The 17,136-nt window shown below is 69.0% G+C and carries 14 protein-coding genes; all 14 read right to left on the reverse strand.

Features of this window, described 5'->3' with window-relative positions:
• Positions 1-15: 15 nt before the first annotated feature.
• The 14 genes from gmk to IPV10_RS00590 all read right to left on the reverse strand — a co-directional run bounded on the left by gmk (position 16) and on the right by IPV10_RS00590 (position 17,012).
• Entirely contained in the window at positions 16-924 is a 909-nt protein-coding gene (gene gmk / locus IPV10_RS00525; RefSeq protein ID WP_207479228.1) for a guanylate kinase, read from the reverse strand.
• Positions 917-1,762 carry an orotidine-5'-phosphate decarboxylase gene (gene pyrF, locus IPV10_RS00530; RefSeq protein WP_207479230.1) on the reverse strand — a complete coding sequence of 282 codons (846 nt, stop codon included), beginning with the start codon at positions 1,760-1,762 and terminating at the stop codon, positions 917-919. The genes gmk and pyrF overlap by 8 nt, the downstream gene beginning before the upstream one ends.
• Positions 1,759-5,046, reverse strand: coding sequence for a carbamoyl-phosphate synthase large subunit (gene carB, locus IPV10_RS00535; RefSeq protein WP_207479235.1), 3,288 nt, complete (start codon positions 5,044-5,046; stop codon positions 1,759-1,761). Before carB ends, pyrF begins: the two co-directional genes overlap by 4 nt.
• On the reverse strand, positions 5,046-6,212 hold the full coding sequence (gene carA / locus IPV10_RS00540) for a glutamine-hydrolyzing carbamoyl-phosphate synthase small subunit (RefSeq protein ID WP_207479244.1): 1,167 nt from the start codon (positions 6,210-6,212) through the stop codon (positions 5,046-5,048). Before carA ends, carB begins: the two co-directional genes overlap by 1 nt.
• On the reverse strand, positions 6,209-6,730 hold the full coding sequence (locus tag IPV10_RS00545; protein ID WP_242684461.1) for a hypothetical protein: 522 nt from the start codon (positions 6,728-6,730) through the stop codon (positions 6,209-6,211). The genes carA and IPV10_RS00545 overlap by 4 nt, the downstream gene beginning before the upstream one ends.
• 8 nt (positions 6,731-6,738) lie before the next feature.
• A complete protein-coding gene (locus IPV10_RS00550; RefSeq protein ID WP_207479249.1) occupies positions 6,739-8,043 on the reverse strand; it encodes a dihydroorotase in 1,305 nt (434 codons plus the stop codon).
• Positions 8,040-9,005, reverse strand: coding sequence for an aspartate carbamoyltransferase catalytic subunit (locus IPV10_RS00555; RefSeq protein ID WP_207479251.1), 966 nt, complete (start codon positions 9,003-9,005; stop codon positions 8,040-8,042). Before IPV10_RS00555 ends, IPV10_RS00550 begins: the two co-directional genes overlap by 4 nt.
• The gene (gene pyrR, locus IPV10_RS00560) at positions 9,002-9,532 is read right to left on the reverse strand and encodes a bifunctional pyr operon transcriptional regulator/uracil phosphoribosyltransferase PyrR (RefSeq protein WP_207479254.1); all 531 of its coding nucleotides are present in this window, start codon (positions 9,530-9,532) and stop codon (positions 9,002-9,004) included. Before pyrR ends, IPV10_RS00555 begins: the two co-directional genes overlap by 4 nt.
• 77 nt (positions 9,533-9,609) lie before the next feature.
• A complete protein-coding gene (locus IPV10_RS00565) occupies positions 9,610-11,196 on the reverse strand; it encodes a Rieske 2Fe-2S domain-containing protein (RefSeq protein WP_207479258.1) in 1,587 nt (528 codons plus the stop codon).
• Positions 11,197-11,274: 78 nt separating this feature from the next.
• On the reverse strand, positions 11,275-14,568 hold the full coding sequence (locus tag IPV10_RS00570) for a DEAD/DEAH box helicase (RefSeq protein ID WP_242684462.1): 3,294 nt from the start codon (positions 14,566-14,568) through the stop codon (positions 11,275-11,277).
• Between the two features lie 55 nt (positions 14,569-14,623).
• Positions 14,624-15,034 carry a transcription antitermination factor NusB gene (nusB, locus tag IPV10_RS00575; RefSeq protein ID WP_207479260.1) on the reverse strand — a complete coding sequence of 137 codons (411 nt, stop codon included), beginning with the start codon at positions 15,032-15,034 and terminating at the stop codon, positions 14,624-14,626.
• A 3-nt stretch (positions 15,035-15,037) separates the two neighbouring features.
• On the reverse strand, positions 15,038-15,598 hold the full coding sequence (gene efp, locus IPV10_RS00580) for an elongation factor P (protein WP_207479263.1): 561 nt from the start codon (positions 15,596-15,598) through the stop codon (positions 15,038-15,040).
• A 162-nt stretch (positions 15,599-15,760) separates the two neighbouring features.
• Positions 15,761-16,723 (reverse strand): IS1595 family transposase, encoded by a 963-nt coding sequence (locus IPV10_RS00585; RefSeq protein WP_207479265.1) that lies wholly within the window; start codon positions 16,721-16,723, stop codon positions 15,761-15,763.
• A 25-nt stretch (positions 16,724-16,748) separates the two neighbouring features.
• The gene (locus IPV10_RS00590; protein ID WP_207479268.1) at positions 16,749-17,012 is read right to left on the reverse strand and encodes a hypothetical protein; all 264 of its coding nucleotides are present in this window, start codon (positions 17,010-17,012) and stop codon (positions 16,749-16,751) included.
• Positions 17,013-17,136: the final 124 nt, after the last annotated feature.

A 17,136-nucleotide genomic window follows, 5' to 3' on the forward strand; every position in this document is an offset into this window, starting at 1 on the left:
GGCGCGCGAGTACGCTCAGCGCGCAGAGCTTGATGACAATTCTACGACCTCGGCGGCGGCAGCGGCGACGTCCTCGTTCACGATGAGGTGATCGAACTCGTTCTGAGCCGCCAGTTCCACCTTCGCGGTGCGCAGCCGTCGGGCCCGCTCCTCGGCTTCCTCTGTGCCCCGGCCGACCAGCCGCTGGACCAGTTCGTCCCAGCTCGGAGGGAGCAGGAAGATGAGCGTCGCCGACGGCTCCGCCCTCCGCACCTGCCTCGCGCCCTGCAGGTCGATCTCCAGCAGGACCGTCTTCCCTTCAGCCAGCGCGGCGTCGATGGGTGCCCTGGGCGTGCCGTACCGGGAGCGGTTGTGCACGACGGCGTACTCGAGAAGCTCGCCCTCCGCGATCAGCCGGTCGAACTCGGTGTCGTCGACGAAGTAGTAGTGCACGCCGTCGACCTCCCCCGGTCGCGGCGGGCGCGTCGTGGCCGAGACCGAGAGATGGATCTCCGGGTGGTTCTCGCGGATGTACGCGGCGACGGTGCCCTTGCCGACCGCGGTCGGCCCGGCGAGCACGAGGAGCCGGCTCCTGGCACCGCGGGGCTCGAGCAGCGGGAAGCGGCCGTTCAGCCACCGCGCCAGGACTCCGCGCTGACGCACGCCGAGCCCGCCGAGGCGCTTGACCGGCGAGATGTGCAGCTCGTCGAGGATGCGGTCGCGCTTGCCCGCGCCGATCGCCGGCAGCGCGAGCAGGAAGTCGGTGATGCGCATCGACCCCTCGACGGAGTCGGCATCCGCGACGGCCCTGGCCAGCACCGCCTGCGGAGTGACGACCCGCATCGTGAGGTCGCGCTTGAGCGAGGCACGGGCGCGGCGGCGTTCGACCGCCCTGCGGGCGGCGGCGACACGGTCGACCTCGGGGACAGCGCGGGACTCAGTCATGGTTCGCCTCACGGTACTCGGCAGCGCGCGTGCGGATCGCGTCGGCCAGAAGGTCGGGTCCTGCGGACAGGATGCTGCGGCTCTCGCTCGCGATCACGGCCTCGGCCATCGCGCCGAAGCGGTCGTGGAGATCGGAGGGCGTCGCACCCTGAGCGCCGAAGCCCGGACCGAGGATGGGCGCGAACGGTGCGAACGGGCCGATGCCGGCATCCGCCCAGTCGACCGTCGCGCCGATGACGAAGCCGAAGCTCCCCCACTCCCCTTCGCCGGATGCCGCGACGTTGCGGGCGGAGACCTCCGAGATGATCGCGGACGACACGGTCGCGCCGTCAGCGGACGACGACCGCTGCAGGCCGGTCGCCTCAGGGTTGCTGGTCGCTGCGAGCACGAACAGGCCCTTGCCGTTAGCCTCGGCCAGATCGAATGCGCCGCCGAGCGCACCGACACCCAGGAAGGGGCTCACGGTCAGCGCATCGGCCTCCAGCGGGGACCCAGGGGTGAGCCACGCCTCGGCATACGCGTCCATGGTGGAGCCGATGTCGCCGCGCTTCGCGTCGGCGATCACGAGCAGCCCCGCGGCGCGGGCGGCCGACAGCACGTCCTCGAGCGCCGCGATGCCGGCCGAGCCGAATCGCTCGAAGAACGACACCTGCGGTTTCACGACGCCGACCAGCCCTGCGGCGGCCTCGACCGTCCGCAGACCGAACTCGCGGACGCCCCGAGCATCCTGGGGCAGCCCCCAGGACTCGAGGAGACCCGCGTGCGGATCGATGCCGACGCACAGCGGGCCGTGCGTGCGGAGAGCCGCGCGCACCCGCTCACCGAAGCGTTCGCTCACACCGCCGCCCTTCTGTCCAGCTCATACTCCTGCAGGCTCCGGACATCGAAGCCCTCGTCGGCCGCGTCCATCCCGCTGACGGCCGCACCGAGCACCGCCATCGTGGTGAACAGCGCCTTGTCGGCCGCGACCGCCGCGGCGCGGATCTCGTACCCGTCCGCACGCGCGGCGCCACCGGAAGGGGTGTTCACGACGATGTCGATCTCACCGGCGTTGATCAGGTCGACGATGTTCCGCGCACCGGACTCCTGCGTGTCGCTGTACTTCTCGACGACGGAGACCGCGATGCCGTTGCGGGACAGGATCTCGGCGGTGCCCTCGGTGGCCACGATCGTGAAGCCGAGCTGCTGCAGGCGGTGCGCCGGCAGGATCACCGCACGCTTGTCGGAGTCGGCGACCGAGATGAACACCGTGCCGGAGGTCGGCATCCCGCCGTATGCGGCCGCCTGGCTCTTCGCGAACGCTGTCGGGAAGTCCTTGTCGATCCCCATGACCTCGCCGGTGGAGCGCATCTCCGGCCCGAGGACCGAGTCGACGGTCTTGCCGTCGGCCGTGCGGAACCTCTTGAACGGCAGCACGGCCTCCTTGACGGCGACGGGAGCGCCGAGCGGCACCCGCGAGCCGTCCTGCTCGGGGAGCATGCCCTCGGCGCGGAGCTCGGCGATCGTGGATCCGGCCATGATCCGGCTCGCCGCCTTCGCCATCGGGATCCCGAGCGCCTTGGAGACGAACGGAACCGTGCGGCTCGCGCGCGGGTTCGCCTCGATGACGTAGAGCACGCCGGCGCTGATCGCGAACTGCACGTTCAGTAGCCCGCGGACGCCTACGCCCTCGGCGATCGCGAGGGTCGCCACGCGGACGCGGTCGACGTCGGTGCGTCCGAGCGAGATCGGCGGCAGGGTGCAGCTGGAGTCACCGGAGTGGATGCCGGCCTCCTCCAGGTGCTCCATGACACCGCCGATGAACAGGTCGGTGCCGTCGTACAGCGCGTCGACATCGAGCTCGATCGCGTCGTCGAGGAACCGGTCGACGAGCAGGGGCTTGCCCTCCTCGATGATGACCTCTCCGGCGGTGCGCACGAAGTAGTCGCGCAGCGCCTCGGTGCCGTAGACGATCTCCATGCCGCGGCCGCCGAGCACGAAGCTCGGGCGCACCAGCACGGGGTAGCCGATCTCCTCGGCGATCGCGACGGCGCCGTCCGCGTCGATCGCGGTGCCGCTGCGCGGGGCGAGGAGACCCGCGTCGTCGAGCAGACGGGAGAACAGCTCGCGCTCCTCGGCGAGGTCGATCGCGGCGGGGCTGGTGCCGAGCACCGTGTAGCCCGCGGCCTCGATGCCCTTCGCGAGTCCCAGAGGGGTCTGTCCGCCGAGCTGGCAGACGACGCCGAGGATCGTGCCGCTGGCAGCCTCGGCATCCAGCACCTCCAGCACGTCCTCGAGTGTCAGCGGCTCGAAGTAGAGACGGTCCGACGTGTCGTAGTCGGTGGAGACGGTCTCGGGGTTGCAGTTCACCATGACGGTCTCGAACCCGGCATCCGACAGCGCGAACGAGGCGTGCACGCAGGAGTAGTCGAACTCGACGCCCTGGCCGATGCGGTTGGGGCCGGAGCCGATGATGACGACCTTGGTGCGCTCCGACGGGGCGACCTCGGTCTCGAAATCGTAGCTCGAGTAGTGGTACGGCGTGAGTGCCGGGAACTCGCCGGCGCAGGTGTCGACCGTCTTGTAGACAGGGCGGATCCCGAGACCATGGCGGATGCCGCGGACCTCGGGCTCGCCGAGTCCCCGGAGCTCCGCGATCTGCGCGTCGGAGAAGCCGTGCTCCTTCGCGTAGCGCAGCGTCGCGGCGTCCAGCTCGGCGGCGCCGTGCACGATGTCGGCGACCTCGTTGATCAGCACGATCTGGTCGAGGAACCAGGGGTCGATCGCGGTGGCCTCGAACGCCTGCTCGATCGTCGCCCCCTTGCGCAGGGCCTGCTGCACGGTCACGATGCGACCGTCGGTCGGGACCTTCGCGATCTCGAGGAGCTCCTCGACGCCGCGCTCCTCCGCGCCCCAGTGGAAGCTGGAGCCGCGCTTCTCGAGGGATCGGAGCGCCTTCTGCAGGGCGGTCGCGTAGTTGCGTCCGATCGCCATGGCCTCGCCGACCGACTTCATGGTGGTGGTGAGGGTCGCGTCGGCGGCCGGGAACTTCTCGAACGCGAAGCGGGGCACCTTGACCACGACGTAGTCGAGCGTCGGCTCGAAGCTCGCGGGGGTCACTCCGGTGATGTCGTTCGGGATCTCGTCGAGACGGTAGCCGAGCGCCAGCTTGGCGGCGAGCTTCGCGATCGGGAATCCGGTGGCCTTCGACGCCAGCGCGCTGGAGCGGGACACGCGCGGGTTCATCTCGATGACGATGATGCGGCCGTTCGCCGGGTCGACGGCGAACTGGATGTTGCAGCCACCGGTGTCCACGCCGACGGCGCGGATGATGTCGATGCCGATGTCGCGCAGCTTCTGGTACTCGCGGTCGGTGAGCGTGAGCGCCGGGGCGACCGTGATGGAGTCGCCGGTGTGCACTCCCACCGGGTCGACGTTCTCGATCGAGCAGACCACGACCGTGTTGTCGGCGGTGTCGCGCATGAGCTCGAGCTCGTACTCCTTCCAGCCGAGGATGGACTCCTCCAGGAGGACCTCGGTGGTCGGCGAGTCGCGCAGGCCGGCTCCGCCGATGCGGCGCAGGTCCTCCTCGTCGTAGGCGAAGCCGGAGCCGAGACCGCCCATGGTGAAGGAGGGGCGGACGACGACCGGGTAGCCGAGCTCGGCGGCGCCGGCCAGAAGGTCGTCCATCGTGTGCGCGATGACGCTGCGGGCGACGTCGGCACCCGCGTCGAGGACGAGCTGCTTGAAGATCTGCCGGTCCTCGCCCTTGCGGATCGCATCGACCTTGGCGCCGATGAGCTCGACGCCGTACTTCTCCAGGATGCCCCGCTCGTGCAGTGCCATCGCCGCGTTGAGCGCGGTCTGCCCGCCGAGCGTCGGCAGGATCGCGTCGGGCTTCTCCTTCGCGATGATCGTCTCGATGACCTCGGGGGTGATCGGCTCGATGTAGGTCGCGTCGGCGAAGTCGGGGTCGGTCATGATCGTGGCCGGGTTGGAGTTGACCAGGATGACCCGGACCCCCTCCTCGCGCAGCACGCGGCACGCCTGGGTGCCGGAGTAGTCGAACTCGCAGGCCTGGCCGATCACGATCGGGCCGGAGCCGATGACGAGGACGGACTGGATGTCGTCGCGCTTTGGCATTACTTGGCGTCCTTCTTAGTCGCGACGACCAGGTCGCGGAACCGGTCGAAGAGGTAGTTGGCGTCGTGCGGGCCGGCTGCGGCCTCTGGGTGGTACTGCACGGAGAACGCGGGGATGTCGAGAGCGCGCAGACCCTCGACCACGTTGTCGTTGAGCCCCACGTGGCTCACCTCGACCTTGCCGTAGCCGTTGGGGCTGTCGAACGCGCCCTCCAGCGGCGCCTCGACCGCGAAGCCGTGGTTGTGCGCCGTGATCTCGACCTTGCCGGTGGACTTGTCCAGGACCGGCTGGTTGATGCCGCGGTGCCCGAAGGGCAGCTTGTAGGTGCCGAGGCCCAGCGCGCGGCCGAGCAGCTGGTTGCCGAAGCAGATGCCGAAGAACGGCAGGCCCTCGTCCAGGACGCTGCGCAGCAGCGCGACATGGTCGCCGGATGCGGCAGGATCGCCTGGGCCGTTGGAGTAGAAGACCGCAACGGGATCGATCGCGCGGATGCCCTCGATCGTGACGTCCTGCGGAAGCACGTGGACCTCGAATCCGCGGGCGGCGAGGTTGTCGATCGTCGCCTGCTTGACGCCGAGGTCGAGGACGGCGAGGTTGCCGACCTTCTCCCCCACCGCCGGTGTCACCGTGGCGACCTCCACCGAGACCTCGGCGGACAGGTTCCGGCCCGCCATCTGCGGCGCGTCGCGGACGACGCGCAGCTGCTCGTCCTCGTCCAGCTCGGCATCCGGACCGGAGAAGACGCCGCCGCGCATGGACCCGGCCGAGCGGATGTGACGGGTGACGGAGCGGGTGTCGATGCCGCTGATGCCGACGATGCCGTCGCGCTCCAGGATCTCGTCGAGCGAGGCGTTGGCGCGCCAGCTGGAGACGACCCGCGAGGGGTCGCGCACGATGTATCCGGCGACCCAGATGCGCCGGGACTCGGGGTCCTCGTCGTTCATCCCGGTGTTGCCGATGTGCGGCGCGGTCTGCAGCACGATCTGTCCCGCGTACGAGGGATCGGTGAGCGTCTCCTGGTATCCGGACATGCCGGTGGCGAAGACGACCTCACCGAGAGTGGTGCCGCGGGCGCCGTAGGCGCGGCCGACGTGGCGGGTGCCGTCCTCGAGCACGAGGACCGCCTTCTGGGGAAGCCCGGTTCCTGAGCCTGACGAAGGGTTCATGAGTTCACTCCTGAGTCTGGGGTCGCGGTGTCGCCGGTATCGGGGACGAGCCGCTGCAGTTCTGAGATGAGGTTCTGAGGATCGCCGTCGGCGACGCGCAGGTAGGAGTCGACGATCGTGTCGTCGTCGACGCTCCACGCCACGCGGACGAGGCCGCCCGGCTCGACGACGCGGTCGATCGTGACCGTGGCGCGGTCCACGCCGACGAGGCGGGATGAGGCGAGGAAGACCGTGGGTGCGCCGTCGAGGCAGAGCGCGAGACCGCGATCCGTCACTGCGGCCTCACCGCGTGCGCGATAGGCGAGCGGCGACATCGCGATGCGCTCCAGAGGCTGATCATGCCTGGTCGTGGAGACGTACAGCACCTCGTGGCGGTCGGTGACCTCCGCATGCTCCGGGACGCCGAGGGGGGCCGAGAGAGCCGAGTCGCGGCGCAGACGCCGGCGCCAGGCGAACAGCATGGACAGCAGCACCAGCAGCGCCACGGCGATGGTGATCGCGATGGCGAGATCTCTCATGCTCATGCTCATGCGCCGAGCTCCGCCACCACTGCGCCGCCGTCGACCGTGACCCGGCCGCCGTGCAGCGTGTACTGAACGCGTCCGGGGAGCGCGAGCCCGAGGTACGGCGAGTTCACGCTGCGCCCGTTGAGGTCCGCCTCCGTGAAGACTCCCTCGACCGAGGCGTCGTAGAGGGCGATCTGGGCGGGGGCGCCGACTTCGAGCGGGGTTCCGTGGCCGGCGAGCCGCCCGATGCGCGCCGGGGCGGCGCTCATCACGCGGGCGACGTCGGACCAGCCGATCAGGCCGGTCTGCACCATCGACTGGTGCACGACCCTGAGTGCGCTCTCGAGACCGACCATGCCGTTGGCGGCAGCCTGCCACTCGCACGCCTTGTGCTCGCTCGGGTGCGGGGCGTGGTCGGTGGCGACGATGTCGATGGTGCCGTCGGCGAGGCCCTCGCGGACGGCGAGGACGTCTTCCTCGCGGCGCAGCGGCGGGTTGACCTTGTAGCGGGCGTCGTAGCCTCGCACCAGCTCGTCGGTCAGCAGAAGGTGGTGCGGAGTGACCTCCGCGGTGACGGCGATGCCGCGCTTCTTGGCCCAGCGGATGATGTCGACGGACCCGGCGGTGGAGAGGTGGCAGACGTGCAGTCGCGAGCCGACGTGCTCGGCCAGCAGGACGTCGCGGGCGATGATCGACTCCTCGGCGACCGCGGGCCATCCGGCGAGTCCGAGCTCGGCGGACACCGTGCCCTCGTTCATCTGCGCGCCCTCGGTGAGGCGCGGGTCCTGGGCGTGCTGTGCGATGACGCCGTCGAAGGACTTCACGTACTCGAGGGCCCGGCGCATGATCAGCGGGTCGAAGACGCAGAAGCCGTCATCGCTGAACACCCGGACGCGGGCACGCGAGTTCGCCATCGCGCCGAGTTCGGCGAGTCGCTCGCCCTTCTGCCCGACGGTGACCGCGCCGATCGGCTGCACGGTGGCGTAGCCGGCCGCCTCGCCGAGCGCGAGCTCCTGCTCGACGACGCCGGCCGTGTCGGCCACGGGTGAGGTGTTCGGCATCGCGAACACCGCGGTGAACCCGCCGGCGGCTGCGGCCCTGGTACCGGTGAGGATCGTCTCGGAGGCCTCGTAGCCGGGCTCGCGCAGGTGCGTGTGCAGGTCGACGAGCCCGGGCAGCGCCACCAGGCCGTCTGCGTCGATGACGCGTGCGCCCGCACGGCTGAGGCCGGAGCCGATCTCGGTGATCACCCCGTCCTCGACGATGATGTCGGCGCTCTCGGCACCGAGAAGCTGCGCGCCCGTGATGACGAGGGTCTCGCTCACCGGTCTCCCCCTCGTTCGTCGTCTCGTTCTCCTGCGAGCAGCAGGTAGAGCACCGCCATGCGGACGGACACCCCGTTGGCGACCTGCTCGAGCACGGTGGAGCGCTCGGAGTCGGCTGCCTCGGAGGAGATCTCCAGCCCGCGGTTCATGGGTCCGGGGTGCATCACAATGCTACCTGCGGGAAGCCCCGCCACGCGCAGCGCGTCGAGACCCCAGCGCCTGGAATACTCCCGCTCAGTCGGGAAATACGCCGCGTTCATCCGCTCGAGCTGGATGCGCAGCAGCATGACGGCGTCGGGGCCGCTCGCGAGAGCCTGATCGAGATCGTAGACGACCTGAGCAGGCCACAGCGACACGTTCTGCGGGACGAGCGTCGGCGGCGCCACCAGCGTGACCTCTGCGCCGAGCGTGCTGAGCAGCCAGACGTTCGAGCGCGCGACGCGAGAGTGCAGGATGTCGCCGACGATCACGACGCGGACGCCGCTGAGGTCGCGTCCGCGGCTGGCCGCGCCGAAGCGGCGCTTGCGGATCGTGTAGGCATCGAGGAGCGCCTGGGTCGGATGCTCGTGCGTCCCGTCGCCGGCGTTCACCACGCCGGCGGAGATCCAGCCGCTGGTGGCGAGCGTCTGCGGGGCGCCAGATGCGGGGTGGCGGACCACGACGGCATCCGCGCCGATCGCCTCGAGGGTCTGGGCTGTGTCCTTGAGGCTCTCGCCCTTGGAGACGCTGGAGCCCTTCGCGGCGAAGTTGATCACGTCTGCGGAGAGCCGCTTGGCTGCGGCCTCGAACGAGATGCGGGTGCGAGTCGAGTCCTCGAAGAAGAGGTTCACGACCGTCTTGCCGCGCAGCGTCGGCAACTTCTTGACCTCGCGGGACTGGGTGTCGGCCATGTCCTCGGCGACGTCGAGGATGCGCAGGGCCGCCGCCCTGTCCAGGTTCCTGGTGTCGAGAAGATGCCTCATGCCTCGATCGTCACCCCCTCGGCGCCGTCGTGCTCGTGCAGGCGCACGTTGACGCGCTCCTCACGGGAGGACGGGATGTTCTTGCCGATGAAGTCGGGCCGGATCGGCAGCTCGCGGTGGCCTCGGTCGATCAGGATCGCCAGACGGACCGCTGAGGGCCGCCCGATGGACTGGATCGCATCGAGGGCTGCCCGGATGCTGCGGCCGGAGAAGAGCACGTCGTCGACCAGGACCACTGTCCTGCCGTCGACTCCGCCGGCGGGGATCTCGGTCGGGTGCGGCGAGCGAGTCGGATGCTTCGAAAGGTCGTCGCGGAACAGCGTGATGTCGAGGGCGCCGACGGGGATGTCGGTCTCGGCGATGCCGCTGATCAGGGTGCCGAGACGGCGGGCGAGCGTCACTCCGCGGGTCGGGATGCCCAGCAGGACGAGGTTCTCAGCCCCTCGATTCGACTCGAGGATCTCATGCGCGATGCGGGTGAGTGCCCGCGAGATGTCGGCTTCATGCAGCACGGTGCGCGTGCCCATCAGCCACTCCCTTCTCCGCCTCACAGGACGGTGTTAAAGGTTGCTTGCGATGACAGTCTATCGGAGCGGAGGCCGGCTCATGTCGCGGGCTGGAGCGCCTCCGCGGCCGCGGAGCCGGTCTCGATGATGCGCGAGGAGCGGATCGGATGGCCGCTGGTCGACAGGCACCGCCCCGTCTTCAGGTCCCACTTCCAGTCGTGCATGCTGCAGGTGAGGATGCCGTCTTCGTCCACCGTCCCGGTGCGGGTGAGGTCGGCTCGCAGGTGCGGGCAGCGACGCTGCACGACCCAGTCGCCGATCTCGGCATCCTCGGTCTGGTCGGTCTGCTCCTGGTACCAGTTCTCGACGTACTCGATGCGGTCGACCGAGAGGCATTTGAGGAACGTGGTGAGGAACTCGTTGAACTTGCCGCTGCGGCCCACCTGGAACTGCATCGACAGGAAGATCGAGTTCGACCAGTCGATCTCGTGGTCGACGATGTTGGTCGAGACGAGGTCGGCGGGGATCGTGTACCAGTAGATGCACTCCTCCCCCGCGTACTCGCGGACCTTGGCGCGAGGGAAGTCCACGACCATGTCGAGATCGCCGATGCGGAAGCGCACGCAGCCGCCGACGCCGAGCCGGATGGTGCGCGATTTCTTCAGCAGCGGCTCCCACCAGTCCTTGATGGCTGCGAGCATCTCCGCCGGCGGGATGATCTCGGCGCGCGAGGCCTCCTCGTCGCGGATCTCCTGCTGGCGGCTCGCCCGCTGCTCCTCGAGGTAGTCCCACTTCTCGTCGAAGATGTGCGCGATCTCGGCATCCGAGTAGAGGGTCTGCTCTGTGGCGACCTTCCCGCCGTCGACCGTCACGACCGTGCCGGGGATGAACACGCGGCCGTCGTACTGCGGCGCGAGCTCCTTCATGTGCGCGAGGAACTGCTTCTGGTCGGTGAAGATCGACTCGCCGCTGCGGCCGGTGCCGTTGAAGTCGAACAGGTCGTCGCGGAGGAACATCGGGGGCCCCGCCATCGGGAATACGTGCGGGGCGTCGACCTTCTCGATGTAGTACATGGCGCGCTTGTTCTGCGCATCGCGCTTGAGCTTCGCGAAGTTCTGCTTCGCGTCCAGCGGCAGGTCGTAGACCATCGGCCACCAGATGGCCCCGGAGACCTGCGTGAAGTAGGCGTCGGGCCTGCCGAAGTGCAGCAGCTTCTCGAGGTCGAGGGGGTGCGAGTCGTTCTGGTTCAGCACGGAGCCGGTGCCGTCGTCGACGCTCAGCGAGGAGTCACCGATGGGGCCGTCGCTCGGTGCGCGCAGCGGGGTGATCATGATCTTGAGATCGCCGCGCTCGATGATCTCGCCGGCGGGAGCGTAGGTGATGTTGGTGTAGCCGAGCGCGCGGATGTCCTGCTCGAGGTCGTCGATCGGGTACTCCGGCAGGAGCACCTCGATGTCCTTGCGGATGTGGCGCTCGAGCAGCTTCGGGTCGAAGTGGTCGCGGTGCCGGTGCGAGATGTAGAGGAAGTCGGCCTCGCGTCCGAAGCGCTCCCAGTCGAGCCCGCGGTTGTCCGGGAACGGGAACCAGGAGCCGTAGAACGAGGGGCCGAGCACGGGGTCGCAGATGATGTTGCCGCCGGTCGTCTCGATGAACATCCCGGCGTGGCCGAGTCCCGTGATCCGCATGTGCCTACCTCCTGATCGAACCGTACGAGTCTACCGGCGGGCTCCTGAGGGCCCGCGGAGACGGGCCGTGAGAACGACTCAGTCCTCGAACAGCCCGCGGATGTCGTCCGCGCTGAGCGACTGTGCGAACAGCGCCTCGTCATCCATCACCGCGGTGAACAGCCGCGCCTTGCGCTGCTGCAGCTCGCGGACCTTCTCCTCGATGGTCCCCGCCGCGATCATCCGGTAGACGAACACCTGGCTGGTCTGCCCGATGCGATGCGTGCGGTCGATGGCCTGCGCCTCCGCGGCGGGGTTCCACCACGGGTCGAGCAGGAAGACGTAGTCGGCCTCGGTGAGGGTGAGGCCGAATCCGCCGGCCTTGAGACTGATCAGGAACACCGGTTGCTCGCCGGCTTTGAATCCGTCGATGACGTCCTGCCGGCGGCGCGTGGAGCCGTCGAGATGCGCGTAGGGGATGCCGGCATCGTCGAGTCGGGCGGCCGCCATGTCGAGGAACGAGGTGAACTGGCTGAACACCAGCGCACGGTGCCCCTCGGCCTGCAGCTCGGCGACCCGCTCGAGAAGCGTGTCGAGCTTGCCCGACCCGATGTGCGCGTCGCCCTCGTCGACGAGCGCCGGAGCGAGGCTCAGCATCCGCAGCAGGGTCAGCGAGCGGAACACGATGAAACGGTTCCGGTCGAGGTCGTCGATCAGGCCGAGCACCTTCTGCCGCTCACGCTGCAGCACCACGTCGTAGAGTGCTCGGTGCGCGGGGCTGAGCTCGATCTCGAGCACCTGCTCCTGCTTCGGCGGCAGGTCGGCGGCGACCAGCTCCTTCGTACGTCGGAGCATGAGCGGACGTATGCGACGACGCAGCTGCTCCAGACGGCGCTGACGATACGCGCCGCCCTCCTCGTTCTCGGGGACTTTGCCCTTCTCGATCGGCTGGATGTAGCGATCGCGGAACTTCCGTGCCGATGGGAACAGGCCTGGCGCTGACAGCTTCAACAGCGACCACAGCTCGGAGAGGCTGTTCTCCATCGGCGTGCCTGTGACCGCATAGGTGACGTCGGCGCGGAAGGCGGAGATCGCGCGGTGCAGCTTCGTCTTCGGGTTCTTGACGAACTGGGCCTCGTCGAGAATGAGACCCGCCCACTCGATACCGCCGAACTCGTCTGCGTCGAGCCGGGCGACCGTGTAGGAGCTGACGATGACGTCGGCGGATGCGGCGGCATCCGCGAGCCGGTCCGCGCGCGTGCTGCTCGTGCTCTCCACGATCCGCACACGCAGACCCGGGGTGAAGCGGGCCGCCTCCGTCTTCCAGGTGCTGAGCACCGACGTCGGCGCGAGGACGAGGAACGGCCGCCGCTCCCCCGCATCCCGGGTGTGCTGCACGAACGCGAGCAGCTGTAGCGTCTTGCCGAGCCCCATGTCGTCGGCGAGGATCCCGCCGAGCCGGTGCCGCCACAGGAACGCGAGCCAGTCGAAGCCGGTCTTCTGATACGGTCGCAGCTCCGCGAGCAGCCCAGGGGGAAGCGGAGTCGACGGCACGCCGGTCGCCTGGCGCAGACCCTCGGCTGTCGCCCGCCAGCTCACCGCGGGGAGCGATTCGTCGGCGAGGTCCTCGAACTCCTCCCAGAGATCGGTCTGGTAGCGGCTGATGCGCGGCCCGGTCTCCCATTCGTCGAGCTCGCCGGCCTCGTCGATGAGTTCGCGGAGGCGGTCCAATGCGGGGTGGGCGAGCGTGAAGTATCCGCCGTCGGCGAGCAGCAGCTTCTTCCTGCCTCTGCTGAGCGCGGTGAACAGCGGCCCGAAGGGGATGGTGCGGCCGTCGATCGTGACGATGATGCCCAGGTCGAACCAGTCCGAATCCGTCGTCTCGACCGTCGACACGGTGACCTCGGGAGCGCCGGTGAGCTCGCGGTACTCCTTGGCGGTCCCCGTCGTGACGATGGTCACTCCGATGCGCGCGAACGCGGGGACGACCTGCGCGACGAACGCCGCGGCGTCGATGTCGTGGAAGGATCCGGATGCCGCGAACCGGGTCGCGGCGTGCTCCTGCCAGACCTGCTCGAGCTCCGCCCGGGTGGTCGCCTCGGCGTCGGCGTCGCGCACCGCTGCACGGCTGGGCGCGAAGGGAACGGTGCCGAACCCGCGGTACGACCACTCGAATCGGTAGCTGACGACGTCGCCGCGTTCGAAGGCGACGGTGAGCACGGGCTCCGGCGACGGCACCTCCGGGAGCGCCACTCCGGCGGTCGTCTGCACCGCCGCTCTTCTGGCGAGGAGCGGGTAGGCCTCGGCGACGAAAGCCTCCTCCTCGGCCGGCGGCACGACGATGGGCTGCCGTGCCCCGACCAGGGCGCGGACCTGCTCGCTGAGCGCGACCTCGGCGAGCACGATCTCCATGCGACTGCCGAGCAGCGTCGCCGCGTACACGCCGCTGCGCCCGATCGGGTGGGCCTCGGCCGATGCGACGGCGTGCCCCTCGATGGTGACATCAGCGGCGACCGTGAGCGCGCCGTCGTCGTCGCGGCCGATGACCGCCGAGATCTCGGCGGAGTCCGCGAGCCGCACCGTCGTGTGCTTCTGGCTCGCCACCAGCGGGATCCCGAGTGCGGCGCCGGCACGCAGGTGCCCCCACAGGAGCGTCGACTCGATCTGGTCGGCGACCAGCCAGTCGCCGGCGTTCCCCGACAGCAGCGAGTCCCGCGAGATGCTGAGGAGGTCGCCGAACCAGCGGGTCTGTGCGCGACCGAACTGCGAGGCGTCGCGCCGGACGGTGTCCCAGCCCGCGTGACCCTGGATCCAGGCTCCGGTCTGGCCGCTGCGCATCAGCGGGCGGATCGCCAGCAGGAGCTCGCCGGCGGGCTTCGCGAGATCGCGCGGCGTCGCCGGGCGCACGGGGCGAGGCGCCCAGTGATTCTCACCGCGTGCCTCACGATGCCGCAACTCGACGCCGAGGGCCAGCGCCTGCGTGCGAGAGGCGGCGGCGGGGTCGAGAAGCGCCCTCCAGGACGGTGCCGGCGGCGGTGCGGCCGGCACCGTCGGCGTGGGTGGCCGGTCGGCGGCCCTGGCACCCGCCTGCTGCGCGTACTCGTGCACGTTCGAGGCGAGCAGCGCAGCGACCACGTGCTTGCACGCCGTGCGCACCGGGCACGAGCACCGCGTCGAGCGGACATGCCTCTTGCCGTTGGAGGAGACGAAGCCGATCTCGGTCAGGTACTGCGCATCGCGGCTGCCCTTGACATACGCCTCGAGCTCCTGGCGGTCTTCGTGCCAGATGAGGTCGAGGACGTTGCCCTCCCGGAAGTAGGCGAGTCCGCGAGAGTATCCGCCGGCATCCGTGATCTGCATGAGATCACGGAGATCGACGTGAGGCGCGGGCATGCCGGCATCCTTCCCGCGGCATCCGACATCGCGGATGCTGCGTCCGAGGCGGCGCTCAGGCGGCGCGCGACACCCGAGCGAGGACGCCGTGCACGAAGGCGCCGGAGTCATCGGTGGAGAACTCCTTGGCGAGCTCCACCGCCTCGTCGATCGCCACGGCGGTGGGCACCTGGTCGTTGAACAGGATCTCCCAGACGCCGATGCGCAGCAGCGCACGGTCGACGGCGGGCATCCGCTCGAGCTTCCAGTCACGGCTGTGCGTGGTGATCAGCTCGTCGATCTCGTCGTGGTGATCGATGATGCCGTCGACGATCTCGCGTGCGTACAGCCAGGAGGCCTCACGGGCCGGTTCGCTCGCTGCGCGCTTGGCCTCGGCCGCGAGAGCCACCGAGACGTCATCCCCGCGCACGTCCGCGGAGAACATGATGTCGAGTGCGCGCTTGCGCGCCTTCGTTCGAGCGCTCACGCCTTACTTCTCGCGACCCAGGTACTCACCCGTGCGGGTGTCGACCTTGATCTTCGTCCCGGTCTCGACGAACAGCGGAACCTGCATCTCGTACCCGGTCTCCACGGTCGCGGGCTTGGTGCCGGCCGAGGAGCGGTCGCCCTGCAGGCCGGGCTCGGTGTAGGTCACCTCGAGGATGACGGATGCCGGGAGGTCGATGTACAGCGGGTTGCCGTTGTTCAGCGCGATCGTGACCTGCTGGTTCTCGAGCAGGAAGTTCTTCGCGTCGCCGACGGTCGGGCCGGAGACCGTGATCTGGTCGTAGTCCGAGGTGTCCATGAAGACGAAGCCGTCGCCGTCGGCGTACAGGTAGGTGAAGTCGCGGCGGTCGACGTTCTCGATGTCGATCTTGGCGCCGGCGTTGTAGGTGCGGTCGACGACCTTGCCCGAGATCACGTTCTTCAGCTTGGTGCGCACGAAGGCACCGCCCTTGCCGGGCTTGACGTGCTGGAACTCGATGACGTTCCAGAGCTGTCCGTCGATGCTGAGTACGACGCCGTTCTTGATGTCTGCGGTAGATGCCATGCGCTGGAGGTTCCGTTTCGTATCGAAGTTCAGGGGCCGGCGGACGCGAGATCCGCGACGGGCCGACAGTCGATTCTACGGGATGCCCGGGTGACGCCCGATCTACGTCGATTCGAACGGAAGAATCCTCGCGAGTTTCGTAGCTATGTACTGGGTATCTGCTTAGGTCAAGTTGGTGTCATCTTGTTCTTTGGCGGCGACGAGAGTGGGCAGCGGGGCGGGGTCGGTGCGCATGGCCTGATCGAGGAGTCGGTAGAACAGCAGGCCTCGGCTTCGGGATGCCCGGCGATTGAATCGGAAGGTGAACTCGTCGAGGTAGTAACTGAGGTGGTCGTTGCTGATGCCTTGATGGAGGGTGCCTTCGAGCCACCGTTTGAGGAGCGAAGCGACCGTGTGCACGCCGTAGAGCGAGACGTGGGCGGGGACATCGGAGCCGAGCTCGACGTGGCGCTCATGTTCGTATCCGAGGTTCGCGAGGCGCTTCAACTCACGTGCCCCGTCAGTTCGGACCATGGCTCCCGGCTGGATAACGCGTTGTGCGAAGCTGATCAGTTGCAGGCTCTCACCGGGGCTGGGCTCGAGCCGGATCCGGCCCAGCCGCTTGCCGCCGAGCATCTCAGTGGCGACCATGACCCCGACCTTCATGCTGCTCCGCCCCGCGTTTCCGCGGCTGATCCCGCCGACGTAGGTCTCGTCGAGCTCCACGATGCCGTGCAGCAGCTCCCGGCCGGGCACGACCATCGCGCGGCGGAACTTGTGCATCCATGTCCACGCCGTCTCATACGACCGCAACCCGAGCACCCGCTGCAGCCCTTGAGCGGAGACCCCGGTCTTCTGCGAGGTGATGTACCACGCCGCGTGGAACCACATCCGCAGCGGGGACCGAGTCCGATCGAAGATCGTGCCCGCGGTCACGCTCGTTTGACGGCCGCAGGCCCGGCACATCCACAGGCCGCCCGCGATACGCCAGGCCTGTTCGCTCACGCCGCACTTCGGGCACACGAACCCGTCCGGCCACCGCAGCCGCGCCAGGAAGTCCAGGCAGGCCGCGTCCGTCGCGAACCACTCCTGGAACTCCAGAACCGTCCGCGGATAGTCCACCCCACCGATCAGACGCTCCGCCATATCCCGAGCCTACGCTCTACTTGATCTAAGCAGATACCCAGTAGCTATGTTCTATACTGGATGCGTGGAACTCGTCGAGGATGTCCGCCAGCTCCTCGCCGGCGAACCCGTCCCCGTCGAACAGGCCACGGTCGTCGGCGGCGACACCATCGACCCGCTCACCGCGAAGCAGCTCTTCCTCAGCACGAACACCTTCCACCGGGTCATCACCGACCCGGTCGAAGGCGTGATCGTCGACCTCGATCGCCGCTCCTACCGCCCCACCCCGCGCCCAGCGCGACTGGCTCATCCTCCAGCACGGCACCTGCTCCCGCGACGGCTGCGCCCGCCTCGCCATCGACGCCGACCTCGACCACGACCGACCGCCCCTGGGCACACGGCGGGAAGACGAACCTCGCCGACCTGCGCCCGCT

Source organism: Microbacterium sp. SD291 (genome assembly GCF_017355365.1).
Classification (GTDB): Bacteria; Actinomycetota; Actinomycetes; order Actinomycetales; family Microbacteriaceae; genus Microbacterium.